At 27.6% G+C, this 16,484-nt stretch carries 17 protein-coding genes; 14 read left to right on the forward strand and 3 right to left on the reverse strand.

Going from position 1 to position 16,484, the window contains the following annotated elements; all coding sequences use genetic code 4:
• Window positions 1-251: 251 nt before the first annotated feature.
• The 3 genes from eno (at window position 252) to MYF_RS01705 (ending at window position 3,496) form a co-directional block, all read left to right on the forward strand.
• Complete coding sequence (eno, locus tag MYF_RS01695; protein WP_002557541.1) at window positions 252-1,613, forward strand: phosphopyruvate hydratase; 1,362 nt, start codon at window positions 252-254, stop codon at window positions 1,611-1,613.
• A gap of 4 nt (window positions 1,614-1,617) precedes the next feature.
• Window positions 1,618-2,859 (forward strand): serine--tRNA ligase, encoded by a 1,242-nt coding sequence (serS, locus tag MYF_RS01700; RefSeq protein WP_002557542.1) that lies wholly within the window; start codon window positions 1,618-1,620, stop codon window positions 2,857-2,859.
• A gap of 103 nt (window positions 2,860-2,962) precedes the next feature.
• The gene (locus tag MYF_RS01705; protein WP_002557543.1) at window positions 2,963-3,496 is read left to right on the forward strand and encodes a DJ-1/PfpI family protein; all 534 of its coding nucleotides are present in this window, start codon (window positions 2,963-2,965) and stop codon (window positions 3,494-3,496) included.
• A gap of 2 nt (window positions 3,497-3,498) precedes the next feature.
• Here the strand turns inward: MYF_RS01705 and MYF_RS01710 are convergent, their stop codons facing one another.
• The 3 genes from MYF_RS01710 to MYF_RS01720 are packed head-to-tail and all read right to left on the reverse strand — an operon-like array spanning window position 3,499 to window position 5,655.
• The gene (locus MYF_RS01710; RefSeq protein ID WP_002557544.1) at window positions 3,499-4,299 is read right to left on the reverse strand and encodes an alpha/beta fold hydrolase; all 801 of its coding nucleotides are present in this window, start codon (window positions 4,297-4,299) and stop codon (window positions 3,499-3,501) included.
• A 7-nt stretch (window positions 4,300-4,306) separates the two neighbouring features.
• On the reverse strand, window positions 4,307-5,305 hold the full coding sequence (locus MYF_RS01715; RefSeq protein ID WP_002557545.1) for a lipoate--protein ligase: 999 nt from the start codon (window positions 5,303-5,305) through the stop codon (window positions 4,307-4,309).
• Between the two features lie 14 nt (window positions 5,306-5,319).
• Window positions 5,320-5,655, reverse strand: a complete 336-nt coding sequence (locus tag MYF_RS01720) for a hypothetical protein (protein ID WP_002557546.1) — start codon at window positions 5,653-5,655, stop codon at window positions 5,320-5,322.
• A 120-nt stretch (window positions 5,656-5,775) separates the two neighbouring features.
• Here MYF_RS01720 and dnaX point away from each other — a divergent pair, with 120 nt between their 5' ends.
• The 11 genes from dnaX (at window position 5,776) to ligA (ending at window position 16,396) form a co-directional block, all read left to right on the forward strand.
• The gene (dnaX, locus tag MYF_RS01725; RefSeq protein ID WP_002557547.1) at window positions 5,776-7,953 is read left to right on the forward strand and encodes a DNA polymerase III subunit gamma/tau; all 2,178 of its coding nucleotides are present in this window, start codon (window positions 5,776-5,778) and stop codon (window positions 7,951-7,953) included.
• Window positions 7,954-8,016: 63 nt separating this feature from the next.
• Window positions 8,017-8,298, forward strand: coding sequence for a YbaB/EbfC family nucleoid-associated protein (locus MYF_RS01730; protein WP_039387613.1), 282 nt, complete (start codon window positions 8,017-8,019; stop codon window positions 8,296-8,298).
• Between the two features lie 2 nt (window positions 8,299-8,300).
• Window positions 8,301-8,855, forward strand: a complete 555-nt coding sequence (locus MYF_RS01735) for a recombination protein RecR (RefSeq protein WP_002557548.1) — start codon at window positions 8,301-8,303, stop codon at window positions 8,853-8,855.
• Between the two features lie 2 nt (window positions 8,856-8,857).
• Window positions 8,858-9,493, forward strand: a complete 636-nt coding sequence (gene tmk, locus MYF_RS01740; RefSeq protein WP_002557549.1) for a dTMP kinase — start codon at window positions 8,858-8,860, stop codon at window positions 9,491-9,493.
• Window positions 9,474-10,349 carry a DNA polymerase III delta subunit gene (locus MYF_RS01745; RefSeq protein ID WP_002557550.1) on the forward strand — a complete coding sequence of 292 codons (876 nt, stop codon included), beginning with the start codon at window positions 9,474-9,476 and terminating at the stop codon, window positions 10,347-10,349. The genes tmk and MYF_RS01745 overlap by 20 nt, the downstream gene beginning before the upstream one ends.
• Window positions 10,350-10,357: 8 nt before the next feature.
• Window positions 10,358-11,077, forward strand: coding sequence for a 16S rRNA (cytidine(1402)-2'-O)-methyltransferase (gene rsmI / locus MYF_RS01750; protein WP_002557551.1), 720 nt, complete (start codon window positions 10,358-10,360; stop codon window positions 11,075-11,077).
• Between the two features lie 39 nt (window positions 11,078-11,116).
• Window positions 11,117-11,665, forward strand: coding sequence for a hypoxanthine phosphoribosyltransferase (gene hpt / locus MYF_RS01755; protein ID WP_039387615.1), 549 nt, complete (start codon window positions 11,117-11,119; stop codon window positions 11,663-11,665).
• Between the two features lie 9 nt (window positions 11,666-11,674).
• The gene (locus MYF_RS01760) at window positions 11,675-12,493 is read left to right on the forward strand and encodes an energy-coupling factor transporter ATPase (RefSeq protein WP_002557553.1); all 819 of its coding nucleotides are present in this window, start codon (window positions 11,675-11,677) and stop codon (window positions 12,491-12,493) included.
• The gene (locus MYF_RS01765) at window positions 12,466-13,368 is read left to right on the forward strand and encodes an ATP-binding cassette domain-containing protein (protein ID WP_002557554.1); all 903 of its coding nucleotides are present in this window, start codon (window positions 12,466-12,468) and stop codon (window positions 13,366-13,368) included. The genes MYF_RS01760 and MYF_RS01765 overlap by 28 nt, the downstream gene beginning before the upstream one ends.
• On the forward strand, window positions 13,358-14,320 hold the full coding sequence (locus MYF_RS01770; protein WP_002557555.1) for an energy-coupling factor transporter transmembrane component T family protein: 963 nt from the start codon (window positions 13,358-13,360) through the stop codon (window positions 14,318-14,320). Before MYF_RS01765 ends, MYF_RS01770 begins: the two co-directional genes overlap by 11 nt.
• 3 nt (window positions 14,321-14,323) lie before the next feature.
• Window positions 14,324-16,396, forward strand: coding sequence for an NAD-dependent DNA ligase LigA (gene ligA / locus MYF_RS01775; RefSeq protein WP_002557556.1), 2,073 nt, complete (start codon window positions 14,324-14,326; stop codon window positions 16,394-16,396).
• Window positions 16,397-16,484 lie beyond the last annotated feature (88 nt).

Consider the following 16,484-nt stretch of genomic DNA (forward strand, 5'->3'; position numbering starts at 1 on the left):
CATAAAAAAAACTTTTTAAAGTAAAAGTTTTTTTATTGTATTTTTTTGAGTTAAAATTTAGAAATTTTCTTAATTTTAAATTTAGACTTTGCCTGAAAACAAAATTGCATATTTTGTTCTTTTTACTGATAAAAAATTAATAAAAAAATAAATAAAAACCATTAATTATGGTAGAATGTTTTTGTTTATTAGTTTTTATAACAAAAATCAAAAAGAATATTAAATACAAAATAAAAGTAGCGAGGTTGGTTATGTCAAAAATTACAAAAATTTTTGCAAGAGAAATTCTAGACTCACGCGGAAATCCGACTATTCAAGTTGAAGTTTATACTTTAGCAGGCGGGTTTGGAACAGCAATTGTGCCATCAGGAGCATCAACTGGTTCAAAAGAAGCGCTTGAATTACGTGATGGAAACACAAAATACGCGGATAATTGGTATGGACAAAAAGGGGTGATGACTGCTGTTGATAATGTAAATAATATAATTGCACCTAAAATTATTGGTTTTTGTGTTAAAAACCAAAGACTAATCGATCAAAAAATGATCGAATTAGACGGTACGCCAAACAAAGAAAAACTGGGCGCTAATGCAATTTTAGGGGTTTCACTTGCAGTTGCAAAAGCTGCAGCAAATGAATTAAGATTACCGCTTTTTAGATATTTAGGGGGGCCAAACCCAACTTTAATGCCAGTGCCGATGCTTAATATAATAAATGGTGGTGAGCATGCATCAAATACACTTGATTTTCAAGAATTTATGATAATGCCACTCGGATTTTCCACTTTTAGAAAAGCATTACAAGCTGCTAACAAAATTTTTCACAATCTTGCAAAATTGCTTAAAAAAGCCGGCTATGGAACTCAAGTAGGAGACGAGGGCGGATTTGCCCCAAATTTAAATTCGCATGAACAGGCGCTTGATTTTTTAGTTAAAGCAATTAAAGAATCTGGACTTAACCCTGCAATTGAAGGTGAAAATGCTATAGCAATTGCAATTGATGCTGCTGCCTCTGAATTTTATAATGGTGAAAAATACGTATTTAAGAAATTAAAAACTGCGCTTTCAAATAAATCTGATACTGAAAAAAACCAGAAATTTGAATTTAGTTCAACAGAATTACTTGATTATTATGAACGTCTTTTTACAAAATATCCAATAATTTCTGTTGAGGATGGCTTTGCCGAATCTGACTGACAAGGATTTGTTGCTTTTACTGAAAGATTTGGAAAAACCCACCAAATTGTCGGCGATGATTTAACAGTTACCAATGTTAAAATTTTAAAAGAAGCTATAAAATCAAAGGCAATAAACTCAATTTTGATTAAATTAAACCAAATTGGAACTTTAAGCGAAACTCTTGATGCAATTCAACTAGCACAAAAATCAGGAATGACGGCGGTTATCTCTCATCGTTCCGGAGAATCCGAAGATACAACAATCGCTGATCTTGCGGTTGCCATATCCGCTGGGCAAATCAAAACAGGCTCACTTTCGCGAACAGACCGGATTGCTAAATACAACCGCCTTTTAATAATTGAAGAATATCTAAACTCTTTTTCAAAGAGCGAGTATATTGGAAAAGGTGTTTTTTATAATCTAAAAAATAATTAATAGTATGAATATTCGTTTAATTTTGAATAATAAATCTTTTGTTGAAAAAAAACTTGCAGATCGTGGTTTTGATATTTCAATTATTAACAAATTATACGAAAAAGGTGTAAAAAAAAACATTTTACGCCAGAAAATTGACAAACTTTTAGCAATAAAAAACCAAATTAGTAAAGAAATAGGTGCATATTCACGTTTGCAAAAAGATGCAAGCTCACTTAGAAAACAAGTTAATGATATTAAAAAAAAAACGTTTGAACTTGAAAATGAATGAACTGAGTTAGATATATGAATTAATCAAAAAATTCTGGAAATTCCGAATCTGCCCGATGATTCTGTTCCTTTTGGCACTTCAGAATTGGATAATCAAGTGATTTCCCATTGAGGTTTTCCAAAAAAATTTGACACTAGATGCAAACCACACTACGAATTTGGTGTTTTTAAGGAAATTTTAGATTTTAAAAGAGCTGTTAAAATTTCCGGGAACCGTTTTATTATTTATAAAAATCTTGGGGCTAAATTAGTTAGGGCCCTAATCGCTTTCATGCTTGATACCCATACTGCTACCGGCTATCAGGAAATCATCCCAAATACGCTAATTCTTTCCGATTCCCTTTATGGGGCAGGGCAACTTCCTAAATTTAAAAACGATTTATACTCTTTAAATGACTCTAATCTTTATTTAATTCCTACTGCTGAAGTTCCGCTTATAAATTACTTTCGCAATGAAATTATCGATCTTTCAAAACCAATTTCACTTGTTGGTTATAGCAAATGTTATCGCTCAGAAGCGGGAAGCGGCGGCAAGGACACAAAAGGTTTAATTAGGTTACACGAATTTCATAAGGTTGAGCTCATAAAAATTACAAACGAAAATGATGCAATGACCGAATTTGAAAAAGTTGTCCGCGATGCTTCTAACATTCTTAAATTACTCGAAATCCCTTATCGCAAGGTGCTTTTATCAACAGGTGATCTAGGTTTTTCAGCAAAAAAAACAATCGATTTAGAAGCCTGATTACCTTCTGAGAACACATACCGCGAAGTTGCCTCGATTAGTTATTGCGGCGATTTTCAAGGAATAAGAGCAAAAATTCGCTACCGCGATAATAAAAATAATAGCTATGCTCATACAATTAACGGCTCTGGATTAGCAATTGATCGTATTGTTGCGATTTTATTAGAACAATTCCAAAACCCAGATGGCAGTTGAAATGTTCCAGAGGTTTTAGAACCTTACTTCCGTTAGCTTTTGCCTTAATTTATTTTATAAGTCTAAGTGGTTATAGCATTTCTTTTTTTTTTTTTTTTTTAAAAAAAAAAAAAAAAAAATCAAAAATGAGGTGTAAACGATGAAATTATTAGTTATTTTGCTTGATAAATTTCAGGATATCGAACTTACAACTTTTATTTCCTTAATAAAAAAAGCCGATATTTTCAACCAAATAGAATTTTTTAACCCAGAAAATAAACTAGTAACAGGACAATTTGGCATTGCGCAAATTCAAGGACAAAATCACTGAAAATCTGGAGACTTTGACGCAATTTTTATTCCAGGTGGTTTTGCAGCGCAATTACTGAGAAAATGCAAAAAATCCGCTGAACTCATACGGGAATTTTTTGCAAAAAACAAGTATGTTTTTGCCATTTGTGATGCGCCAAATGCAATTTATGAACTAAATTTAGCAAAAAATTACCTTTTTAGCTCCTACCCAAACGAAAATAATATAAAAATTAGACAAAGACAAGAGACAGCGACCACTATTGACAAAAATTATATATCAGCAAGAAATGCGGCAAGCTCAGCTGATTTAGCTTTTGCGGTGATTGAAAATTTAGGTTCAAAAGAAGTGGCAGAAAAAATTAAAAACGGATTCTACGCTTAAGTTTATAGTATTTTTTCAATTTCAGCATTAACTTCTTCGCTTTTTTCAAAAAAAATTGCATGGCCTGTGTTTTCTAATTTTATAATTTTTTGTCCAAAAATTATTGCAACTTTTTCCAAGCTTTTCAATGAAACAAAATTGTCTTTAACTCCAGCAATTAAAAGATAGTTGTTTTTTTGCTTATAAAGCGGCAAAAGCACATTTTTATGTCAATTTAGATTAAGAATTTGGTTAAAGACAATATTTGAAAAAACCCCTTCTTTTTTTTCTACAGCTCTAAAAAATTTAGTTGCATTTTCCGCTAAATTATTTTTATAGCCAAATTTGTTTTCATAAACAAGATTTGCAAGTGAGTTTTTTGCTTGTTCTAAGTTTTTTGGCAACAGTCACAACCCTAATTTTTTCAGCTCATTTTCTAAATCATGTTCAAAAATATAAGGATTTAATGGAGCAACCAAAACCGCTTTTTTAGCTAATTTTTCTTTAAAAACATCCAATGCAATTGTTGCTCCAAGCGAGTGACCAACGACAATTTCAATCTTCAAATTTAAGGTTTTTATAAATTCCCTTGCAATTTTCTGGTAATATTCAACACTTATATCACCATTACTTGTGCTTTGGCCACAACCAGGAAAATCAAAAGTTATAATATCATATTTGCGGTATTTATTTTTTCTAAGCTGAAAAATAAAGTTATGACTTGAGTTAAAACCATGTAAAAAAAGAACTTTTGGCCTATTATTTTCTTCTAAAAAGTAGAAAATTTCTTCATTTTTGACCTGGATTTTTTTATTGGCTTGCATTTATTTTTTAATTACCAAAAATTGTATCTAAAATTTCATTAAGTGGAATTAATCCAAAATATTCTTCTAAATTATCTATATTTCCCAACTCTTTTTCGAGACTGTTGCGGCTAAATTCTTTGCTTTCAAGAATAACCTGAATTTCCTCAATTGATCGTTTCGACAAAAAATCACCCTCAAATTTAATTTTTGTAATTAAATTTTTTTCTATATTTGCAAGCACTTTTAAAATCCCCGCGCTAGTTCGCTTTGTATTTTCATAACTAAAAAAAGGATTTGTACCAAAAACTCAATTTTTAGATTTTCTAAATTCACTTATCTGGTGAAAATTTTCCTGATTTGAAATTCCATTTTCAAAATAATTTTCAACATCATCTGATTTTGTTTTGTATTTTTTTTCGAAAAACGAAATTAGTCGAAAAATAAATTCATTATCATCGATTTGTTCTTCCATTTCGTGAAGAATATTTGTTACTCGTTGTCGCACAGATTTAATCCCTTTTGATTCAATTTTAAGTTTGTTAGGTTTTAAAACTTGTGCTAATTTGGCTAAATTAGCATTAAACAAAATTGTTCCATGATGAACAATTTTATCCTTGTAAATTATTTGCGCGTTTCCGGAAACTTTTGCTCCATTAACAATTAAATCGTTTCTGCCTTTAAATTCTGCTTTTAAACCTAGTAATCTAAAAAATTCAATTATTGGTTCTAAAAATTTTTGATAACTATGGTTCTGTTTTCCAGTTATAAAAGAAAAATTAATATTGCCTAAATCATGATAAACAGCTCCTCCCCCTGAAAGTCTACGGTAAATTTCAATATTTTCTTTTTTAACTTCCTCAAGTTTGATTTCTTCATAAATATTCTGATTTCTACCAATAATTATTGCGTTTTTATGTTGATATAAATACAGAATATCATCGTGATTTTGCTCATCTTTTAGGATAATTTCTTCACAAACTAGCGTATAAAAAGGACTTTTATTCTTAGTGGTGTAAATTTTCATACTTTCTCCAAATTTTAGTTATATATCAAATCAAAAGTGGTAATTAGTTTGAATTTTGATTTAAAATCAATAAGATTTTCGCCTAAATTTAAATTTTGTAAGTTAAAAATTTGCACTTTTTCATAATCTCAACGCAATGCATAGCCATTTTTTGACAAAAAAAAGATCAACTCTTCAACAAATCAAAAAAAATACTTTGAATTATAGTCTAATTTAGCATCGACTCCTTCTATTGATATTTTTAATTCGCGAAAGTGGTAATCCAAAATCCGAAATTCAAAGGATAATTTTAAATAAATACTAGATTTTTTTTGCAGTTCACTTTTTCCATTATGAAGTAAGTTGGACATAATTTATTTCCTTATGGATGCATAAGATTAGTGATTTTTTTTGTTTTATTTATAATTTATAATTATAAACTATTAAAGAATTAATTTCTTAACTATATAAACTTATTTTTAAGGACTTCTATGGAAATGAAAAAAAATTATGTTGCTTGGTATCGAAAATATCGGCCACAAAAATTTTCTGATATTGTTGGGCAAAAATTTTTGCTAGAAAGTTTAAAAAACATCATAAAATCAAATAAGTTTTTTCACGCTTATCTATTTTCAGGGCCGCGCGGAACTGGCAAAACATCCGTTGCAAAAATTTTTGCTAATGCAATAAACTGCACTCATCGGCAAAATTCTATCGATGCTTGTAAAAATTGTATTGCGAATCTAAACAATTCTCTTGATATTATCGAAATGGATGCAGCATCCCACAATGGAGTTAAAGAAATTAGAGAAATTATTGAAAATTTAATTAATCTTCCTCAAGTTAGCCCTTATAAAATTTACATTCTAGATGAGGTTCATATGCTTTCAAACCCAGCTTTTAATGCTTTTTTAAAAACCTTAGAAGAACCACCAAAACATATGATTTTCATTTTAGCAACAACTGAAGTACACAAAATTCCTCTTACAATTCTTTCGCGGGTTCAGCGTTATAATTTTCTTGGATTAGGCGAGAAAGAAATTTGTAATCAATTAAAATTTATTCTTGAAAAAGAAAAAATAAAGTATGAAAAAGAAGCCTTAAAATCAATCTTTTTGTTAAGTCAAAGCAGTCTTCGCGATGCAATTTCAATTTTAGAACAGGTTATAACTTTTGGAAATGGGGTTTTAAACCAAAAAAATATTATTGAACTTTTTGGTTTAGTAAATAAGGAAATTCTTGTTAATTTTGTTAATGCGCTTTTTTTGAATGATTCTAAAATTTCTTTCGAAATTTTAGAACAAATTTCACTGCAAAGCAAAAATTTTCGTTTATTTTTAGAATCTTTAATCAACCTAGTAAAAGAATGAATTATTTGGCAAAATACTAAAACAGAAGAGCTGCTTGAATTTTATAACATTATTGATCTAAATAATTTGAAAATTAGCTATGATTTTGCATTTAAATTTCTAGAAATAGCTTTTTCTAGTCTAAAAGATATTAATTTTGGAGAATTCCAATATTTAACTCTTGAAATTTTCGTTATGCGCATTTTAGCACAAAACAACGATATAATTAAAAAATTAAATAATCTTTCATCAGAAAATTTGAGCAAAAATAAAATAGAAATTATAAAAAAAACGCAAAAAAATGATGCAAAAAATCACTTTAGTAATTTTCAGAAAACTAAAGAACTAATAGAAAAATCTGAAAAATTTGAATCAAAAGATTTAGAATTTGATACTTCCCTTAAAAATCAAGAAAGTTATTCATCAATTCCTAATCCCAAGTTAGACCAAAATTTAAAAAAAAACTCTATAAATATCAACGTTTTTTCTAAATCAAGTGTTGAATTTAAAGAACCAAATAGAATAAATACTGAATTTATAAGCTCTGCAAACCAAACCACAGACAAAAAAAATATAAGAAATTCAGAAACATTTTATGCAAATAGCAACTTAGAATCTGAAAATAAAATCGAATTTTCTTCTTCATCTTTAGAACAAGAAAATTCTGAAAAAGAAGTTAATGTTAATAATACCGAAAAAATATATGATGATACTTTTACTTTCCAAACCAAAAATAATGAAAAGTCTAATCAATTTTTAAATAATTCAGATAAGAGTAACGATAATTTATTTAATTTTAATTTAGAGACTAATTTCGACAATAATACAAGCAAATTCATTAAAGAACCAAATTTAAAAGACTATTTGAGCGCTGAGGAAGCCTTAAATTTTATGTTATTAGGTAAGGATTTCTATAAACAAGACCCTTCAACTTATAATAATTTAACCCTAAATTGAGACAAAAATTTACCGTTTTTTGAATATAATGATGAACTTTTAGACATTGTTAACGTTCTAAAATATGCTGAAATTATTTCATTAGGACCAAATTTTGTTTGTTTTATTGCAAAAAACGATGAATATGAAGATTTATTAATTGAAACTATAAAAGAAAACAGGCATGTTAACGAATTATTATCGCAAATTTTTAACTGTGAAATGCATGCAGTCGCATTTAGCAAAAAACTTGTTAACGAAACTAAAATTATGTTTAACGAATTTAAGTCTCAAGGTAAAAAAATTACCACAAAACCGTTTAAACCCCCAAAACAAAAAAGTATTTCCAAGACTGATTTAGAAAAACTTTTTTTTGATAAATAAAATTTTTAAATAAATTTATATAATTTAGTTTAAAATTTTTTTAATTTCTTGAAAGGATAAATTATGAATTTTCAAAAATTATTAAAGCAAGCTCAAAAAATACAAAAAGACCAAAAAACTAAAAAAGAAGCGCTTGACAAAATAGATTTTGATTTTGAAAATCAAGGAATTTCACTAACCATTTCTGGAGACTTTGAACTAAAAAAATTAAAAATTTCCTCTATTTTAATAGACAAAGATGACATTGAAACATTAGAAGATTTGCTTTCGATTACATTAAATCAAGCATTATTAAGAATTAAAGAAGAAAACGAAAAAATTAAAGATTATCCTAGTCAAATTTAATTATGATAAAAGAAACATTTGAAAAACTTGCAGAAAATTTAAAGCAAATTCCGGAAATATCAAAAAAACAGGCAATGAAAATTTTGTATTATCTTGTTGATACACCAATTACAAAGATTGAAAATTTTGTTAACAAAATTTATGAATTAAAAAAAAATATTAAATATTGCGAAAAGTGTGGATATTTAAATACAAACCCTGTTTGCGAAATATGCCTAGATTTTCAACGTTCTTTTAAAATTTTAGTAGTTGAAAATTACGATATGGTAACAAAATTTGAAGAATCAGGAAAATACGATATTAAAAAATTAGAAACATGTGATTCACAAATTGAAAAAATTGCTGATTTAGCAACGGGTAAATGCGAAATAATTCTTGGTTTTTCCTCAACAATGGAAGGTTGGATTATTGCAAATTATATAACAAAATCAAAGTTTTTAGCCAATCTTAAAATTACTCGCCTTGCAACTGGGATTCCATTTGGCGCCACAATTGATTATATCGATAGCATTACTTTAGAACAAACTCTTAAAAACCGCCAAGAAATGGAAAAATAGGTATGTTTATTAGTTTTGAAGGTATTGATGCAAGTGGAAAATCAACTGTTATTAAATTATTTGCAAAATATTTAAAAATTAAATTTCCAGAAAAAGAAATTATAACAACCTTTGAGCCTGGTGGCAGTAATTTAAAAGAAGCATTAAAAATCCGTGAAATTTTGTTAGACAAAAATAATCAAATTAGTCCTTATGTCGAGATGCTTTTATTTGCAACTTCAAGGCGAATTCATCTTGAAAAATTGATATGACCGGCAATAAAATCAGGAAAAATTGTCCTTTGTGATCGTTATATTGATTCTTCTATTGCATATCAAGGTTTTGGAAACGAGCTTGGTGTTGACTTGGTTAGTAATTTAAATCGTTTAATTTCTGAAAATACATTTCCAGATTTAACATTTTTTTTAGATATTAAAATTGCAAAATCCTTTGAAAGAATGGGCATTTTTCGAGGGGATAGACGTGACCGACTTGAAAATCGAGGTGAAGAATTTTATAAAAAAGTAATTGAAGGTTATAAATTTTTAGAAAAAAACAATAAAAACTTTTTTAAAATTGATGGAAACGGAAGTTACGATGATGTTTTAATGGTTATAATTAAACTTTTTGAGAAATATTATGCTAATTGACAAAAATAATTGAACAACTTTTCTTAATAATTTAGATAAAATCGAACAAGCTCCTCATGCCATTTTATTAATTTCAAATTATACAAATTTGTTAGAAAATAAAATTAAGGAATTTTTAAATAATTTTAATCATAAATATGAAATTTTTTTATATGATATTTTAGATAAAAATCTTTCAAAACAGGAATTTATACAGGAGGTTAATAAATTATATTTTAGCAGTTTTAGCAACTATCAAACAAAAATTTTTATACTAAAAAATATTGAAAACGCACATATATCATTATTAAATGCATTTTTAAAAATTCTTGAAGATCCGCCTAATTCAACTTATTTTTTATTAACAACAAAGTCTCAAAATTTAATCATATCAACTGTTGTTTCTCGTTGTCAAGTTTTTTGATTTAATGAATTTGACCAACAAAAAGATATTAAAAAAAAATTAGACAAATGAAAAAAAAGTCATTATAACTTGGTTTATTCAAAAATTTTTCCAAATTTTGAAATAGCAGTTAATGCTATTGAAAATGTTTCAGACGAGGATCTAAAAAAACTTGAATCTTTTTTTCATGATCTAATTAAAAATAAAACAAAATTTTTAATATTTCTGAACAAAACTCTAACAAAAGAAAACGCATTTGTTTTCATTAAAATTTTATTATTTTATTTTAAATCGATTTTTTTAGATAATATGAAAAAAAATCTTAACTATTCAAAAAAAAATAAATTTCCGGTATTAAATTTTAAAAAAATTACTAATATATTACAAACCGCACATAAATTTTTATCATCATTAAATTCGAACGAAAATTTTAATGTTCAAAAATCCGCATTTTTGGTGCGTATGAATATTATTTTGTCCTAAAAACAACTATGAAAATCACTGTTTTAGCAACGCCAATCGGAAATTTAAAGGATATTAGTCTTCGCGGAATTGACGCCTTGCGAGATGCAGATTTAATTTTATGTGAAGATTCGCGAGTTTCTAGAAAGTTGTTAAATTTTTTAGAAATTTACGATAAGCAATTAATTTCATATCACAAATTTAATGAAAAACTCATAATTTCGAAAATTTCAAAATTAATTTTTTCCCAAAAAAATATCTTATTAATTTCCGATGCCGGCTCTCCATTAATTAGCGATCCAGGACAGTTTTTAATAAAATGAGCTCATAATAACAAAATCGAAGTTGACTTTTTGCCTGGAGCGTGTGCATTTGTAAGCGCTTTTGTTCTTTCAGGATTTGATTCCCCGCTAGTTTTTATGGGTTTTTTTAATTCTAAAAAACAACAAATTATTAAACAAATAACTAATTTTAAAGAAGGTTTTAGTTATATTTTTTATATTTCGCCCTATAAATTAATTTATGTTCTCGAAGTAATTAAACAAATCTATGAAAAAAATATAGAAATATTTTTGGTAAAAGAAATGACAAAAATTCATCAAAAATATTTTTTTGGCACACCTATTGAAATTATAAATCAAGTAAAAAATTCTTTAAAGGGCGAATTTACCATGGTTTTAAAATTAATCAAATCTGAAAAGAATAAAAAAAAGCAAAATAAATACCAAAAGTTCGCTAAAATAGTGTAAAATATTATGATAAAATTATTCAAGATTCAAGGAGCTAAAATGATTAGTAATAGCTGTATAACAAAAATTCTTTATAACAGAGAAGAAATTAAATTCCGGATTGCTGAAATCGCTGAATGAATCAATCGAAATTATGCAAATTCAAAAGAAATTGTTTTTATTGGCGTGCTCAAAGGTTCGCTGATTTTTTTAACTGAATTAATTCAAAAAGTTAAAATTGATTCAATGATTGATTTTGTGATTGCCAAATCTTATTTTGGTGGAACTGAATCAACAGGAGAATTAAAAATTATTACTGATATTGATATTAAAATCGAAAATAAAGATGTAATTTTAGTCGACGATATTCTTGATTCAGGAATAACTTTGGCTAAGATTAGAGACCATCTAAAATTAAAAAGTCCTAAATCTTTAAAAGTAATCACTCTCTTTGATAAGAAGTCAAAAAGAAAATATGACATTGATGCTGATGTTTCTGGGTTTGAAGTTCCAGATGCTTTTCTTGTAGGTTATGGTCTTGATTATCAAGATAAATACCGAAATTGACCTTTTGTTGCTATTTTTGACCCTAACAAAGGCGAAAAATAATACTAAAAAATGATAAAAATTTCAAATGTATGCTTTAGCTATACGAATAATTTGGATCAACTAGTTTTAAAAAATATCAATGTTATTTTTGAAAAAGGGAAATATTATGCAATTTTAGGACATAATGGCTCAGGAAAATCTACATTCTCAAAAATTCTTTCAGGAATTTTTAAACCCCAAAAAGGCACAATTGAAGTTGACTCAATTCTGTTAAATAAGGAAAATTTGCCAAAAATAAGGAAAAAGATTGGAATAATTTTCCAAAATCCTGATAATCAATTCGTCGGTGCTACTGTTGAAGACGATATTGCTTTTAGTTTAGAAAATATTAACGAAGACCCTAAAAAAATGCGACAAATAATAATTGATTTAGCTGAAAAAGTGCAAATGCAATCTTATTTAGACCGTGAGCCACAATTTTTATCAGGTGGTCAAAAACAACGAGTGGCTATTGCATCAGTTCTAGCCCTCAACCCTCAAATAATAATTTTTGATGAAATTACTTCAATGCTCGACCCACGCGGAAAAGCTGATGTAATAAAAATTTTAGATAATCTAAGAAATGACAAAGAAAAAACATTAATTTCAATAACTCATAACATGAAAGAAGCAATTTTAGCAGATGAGGTTATAGTTTTTGCAAATGGAGAAATTATTGCCCAAGGTGATCCGAAGTTAATTTTAAATGACAAAAATATAATAAAAAAAGCTAAAATTGACTCCCCTTTTTTTTATAAAATTTCAGAAGGTATTAATTTAATCAACCCGACTTATAACCAAGATGAATTGCTAGATCAGCTATGAAAATTAAAGCATATGAAATTGTAAAAATTTATGATCAAAAATTACCAACAGAATTAAAAGCTCTTGATAAAGTCAGCGTTGAAATTAATCAGGGCGAATTTATTGCTATAATTGGTCAGACTGGTTCTGGTAAGACAACTTTTATTCAACATATGAATGCGCTTTTGTTACCAGACCAAGGGAGAATAGAATATTTTTATTTTGATACGCAAAATCAAGAAAAAAAACTAGTAATAAAAAAACCAAAGTTTTTAAAGTCTAAAATTAAATTTATAAACGAAATTCGCCGTCGTGTTGGTGTTGTTTTTCAGTTTGCCGAATACCAACTTTTTGAACAAACAATCGAAAAGGATATAATTTTTGGCGCCATATCAATGGGAGCATCAAAAGCAGAGGCCAAAAAAAAAGCAATTGAAATGATTGAATTAGTCGGCCTTGATAAAAGTTTTTTAGAAAAATCTCCCTTTGAACTTTCAGGTGGTCAAAAACGACGTGTTGCAATTGCAGGTATTTTAGCAATGGAACCGGATATTATTTTTTTTGACGAACCAACGGCCGGCCTTGATCCTCAAGGCACAGTAAAAATGCTAGAAATTCTTGATGCTTTGCATAAAAAAGGGAAAACAATTATTTTAGCCACCCACGATCTTGATAATGTTCTCGAGTGAACAAAACGTTGCATTTTTTTTAAAGATGGTAAAATTATATACGATGGGCCAACTTATCCGATTTTAGCAAATAATAAATTTTTAATCGAAAATAATATGCTGCCAACTAATTTACTTAATTTTCGTGAAAAATTAATAAAAATTGGCTATCCAATTTCTGATGTTAAATCAGTTGCTGAATTAATCTCGGAAATTAACTTTCTAATAGAAAAGGATAAAAATGCAAATTAGTGTCGCGAAATATGTGCAACAAAATACGATAATTCATAAAATGGATCCGCGGTTAAAAATTGCTTTTAACATTCTTTTTGCTGTGCTTTTTTTTGTAACAACACATTTGGTCACTGTTTTAATTTTACTTTTATCGACATTAGTGTTTTTTTATATTACTACCAAAAAAATTAGACATATTTTCACTTTAATGAAATTACCATTAATAATTTTTATTATTATGCTTATAATTTATGGCTTTATTATTGATCAGAACAATATTAACGCAATTTTAGGAATCGAAAAACTTAATAAATTACCAAAATATCGCGTTTTAGGCCTTAATGAGCAACAGAGTAATGATTTTATTTCTTGATATTTAGTAAAACCAAGCACTATATTTTGAAATATTAAGTTTTCAATCGGCACTGTTAGCATAATTCGCTCGCTTGTTTTGGCTATTAGAATTTATGGGATGATAATTTCAACTACAATTCTTACCTATTCAACCAAACCTTTTTTATTAACTCGCGCAATTGAAGATTTAATTTTACCTTTAAAACTTTTATTTATTCCCACACATATAATTGCCATGATCATTTCAATCGCGATTCGGTTTATTCCCACTTTGTTATTAGAGGCAACACGAATTATGAAAGCACAATCATCTCGCGGCGTTGATTTCAAACATGGAAAAATTAAGGATAAAATTAAGTCATTGATTACATTAATAATTCCGCTTTTTGTACTGGCTTTTTCACGAGCTGAGGATCTTTCAAATGCAATGGATGTTCGAAATTATGATGTTTATGCAAAAAGAAGTCGTTATCGCCGATTAGTTTTTACTAAAATTGATTATTTATTTTTGCTTGTTTTTATAAGTTTAATTACTTTAACTATTTTGATGGAAATAAATATAATTCCAATTTCGCAACTTCCAAAATGATGGTTATATACTAACCAAAAAATTTAAACCATGGAAAATAACAGTAAAATTCGTGCTAAAATTTTTGAACTTAGAAAAAAAATTGAAAATTGAAACCATTGTTATTATCAATTACAAGATCCTGTTGTCGATGATTTAATTTATGATAAAGAGTTAAAGAAACTAATTGCCTTAGAACAAAAATATTATTATTTGTTTAATTTAGAAGAACTAAACAGTTCACCAAGCCAACAAGTGGGAGCAAAAATTACTTCTAAATTTGAAAAAATAAAACATTCTAGCCCAATGTTGTCGTTAAACAAAGCCTATACAAATTCAGAACTGGAAAAATGGGTGCAAAAAGCAACACAAATTTTAGAGAATGTCACCTTTTTTGTTGAGCCTAAAATTGATGGAATTTCTATTTCGCTTTTTTATAAAAATGGAAAGCTAGTTCAGGCGCTAACTCGGGGTGATGGAATGTTTGGCGAAAATGTTTTAATTAATGTTCTTAAAATTAGTGATAAATTTATCCCTAAAAAAATCTCATATTTTGACGATTTAGAAATTCGTGGCGAAATTTATATTAATAATTCCCTATTTTCAAAACTACAATTAGAATCGAAAATGTTTAAAAACCCACGCAATGCAGCAAGTGGAATTTTACGTCGGTATAAAAAAGCGAAAAACAAAAATATAAATTTGGCAGAAAATGAAACCGATTTTAATTATTTAAGCGCTTGCTTTTATGGACTTATGTATCCTGAAAAACATAAAATTAATTCCCAATCCGAGGCAATTGAATTTTTGAAAAAGCTAAATTTTCCAGTAAATAATTTTCAAAAACAACGCAATAATTTAAGTGAAGTTCTTGCTTTTATTAACCAAATAAAGAAAAAACGCAACGCACTCGATTACAATATTGATGGAGTTGTAATTAAAATTAACGAATTTTCAATTTATGATGAATTAGGCTCAACCGTTAAATTTCCTCATAGCGCAATTGCCTTTAAATTTGAAGATGATATTGCAAAAACAATACTTTTAGACATTTTTCCAACTGTTGGTAGAACAGGAAAGATAACTTATAATGCGAAAATTCGACCAACAATACTTGCCGGAACATTGGTCTCATCTGCGGTTTTGCCAAATTATTCTTATATTAAAAATTTAAAATTAAACCTAAATTCAGAAGTTTATGTTAAAAAAGCAGGTGAAATAATTCCACAAATTATTGGTAGTGTTAACGATCATCAAAAAACAAATTTTTCTATAACTGAAAATTGCCCAAAATGTAACTCAAAGTTAGAGTATAGTGATTCTGGGCTTGATCAGTTTTGTTTAAATCGCTTTTGCCCTGAAATTATTTTGCAAAAAATAGTTCATTTTTGTTCAAAAGAAGCATTAAATATTGAAACTTTAGCTAAAAAAAGAATTAAAATTCTTCTGGAAAAAAAGTTAATTTCCAATATTTGTGATATTTTTTATTTAAAGGAAAAACTTGAACTAATTCATTCAGAATTTAAAAATAAAAAATCATCAGACAATATAAAAGAAAATTCACCTTCTTTGCAAATTAGATCGATTATGAAATTGCTAAATGAAATCGAAAAAGCAAAAAACATCGATTTTTATAGACTAATTTTTGGTTTAGGAATAAAAAATGTTGGTTTAAAAGCAGCTAAAATTCTTTCAAAATATGTTAAAAATATTTCGGAATTACAAAATTTAGATTTTAGCTCGCTTAATAATCAACAAGATTTTGGACCAGTAATTATTGAGTCATTAAATAATTATTTTAAAAATTCGGTAAACCTGCAATTATTAAATTGTCTTGAAAAAATCAATTTTAATTTTAATGAAACTTTAATCCTTGATCCTACAAACGCTTGGGCAAGTTTTGCAATTTCAGGAAAATTGAGTAAATCAAGAGGCGAATTTATAAAAATAATCGAAAAATCAGGAGCAATTTTTCACAATTCTATAAGCAAGAAAACTAAATTTTTGCTCCTAGGCGAGGACTCTGGTTCAAAAATTGAAAAAGCTAAAAAAATTGGTGTGAAAATCATTAACGAATCACAGTTTTTGGAGCTAATCAAGCAAAGAAAAAATCCGATTAAATAATTTTTATAATTTTACAAAAAAGAGGAAAAAAGTATAACCATTCTGATTAATAAACGAAAAAATATTAGAAAATTATTCTATATCAGTA

This window comes from Mesomycoplasma flocculare ATCC 27399, from assembly GCF_000815065.1.
In the GTDB taxonomy this organism is placed as follows: Bacteria; Bacillota_I; Bacilli_A; order Mycoplasmatales; family Metamycoplasmataceae; genus Mesomycoplasma; species Mesomycoplasma flocculare.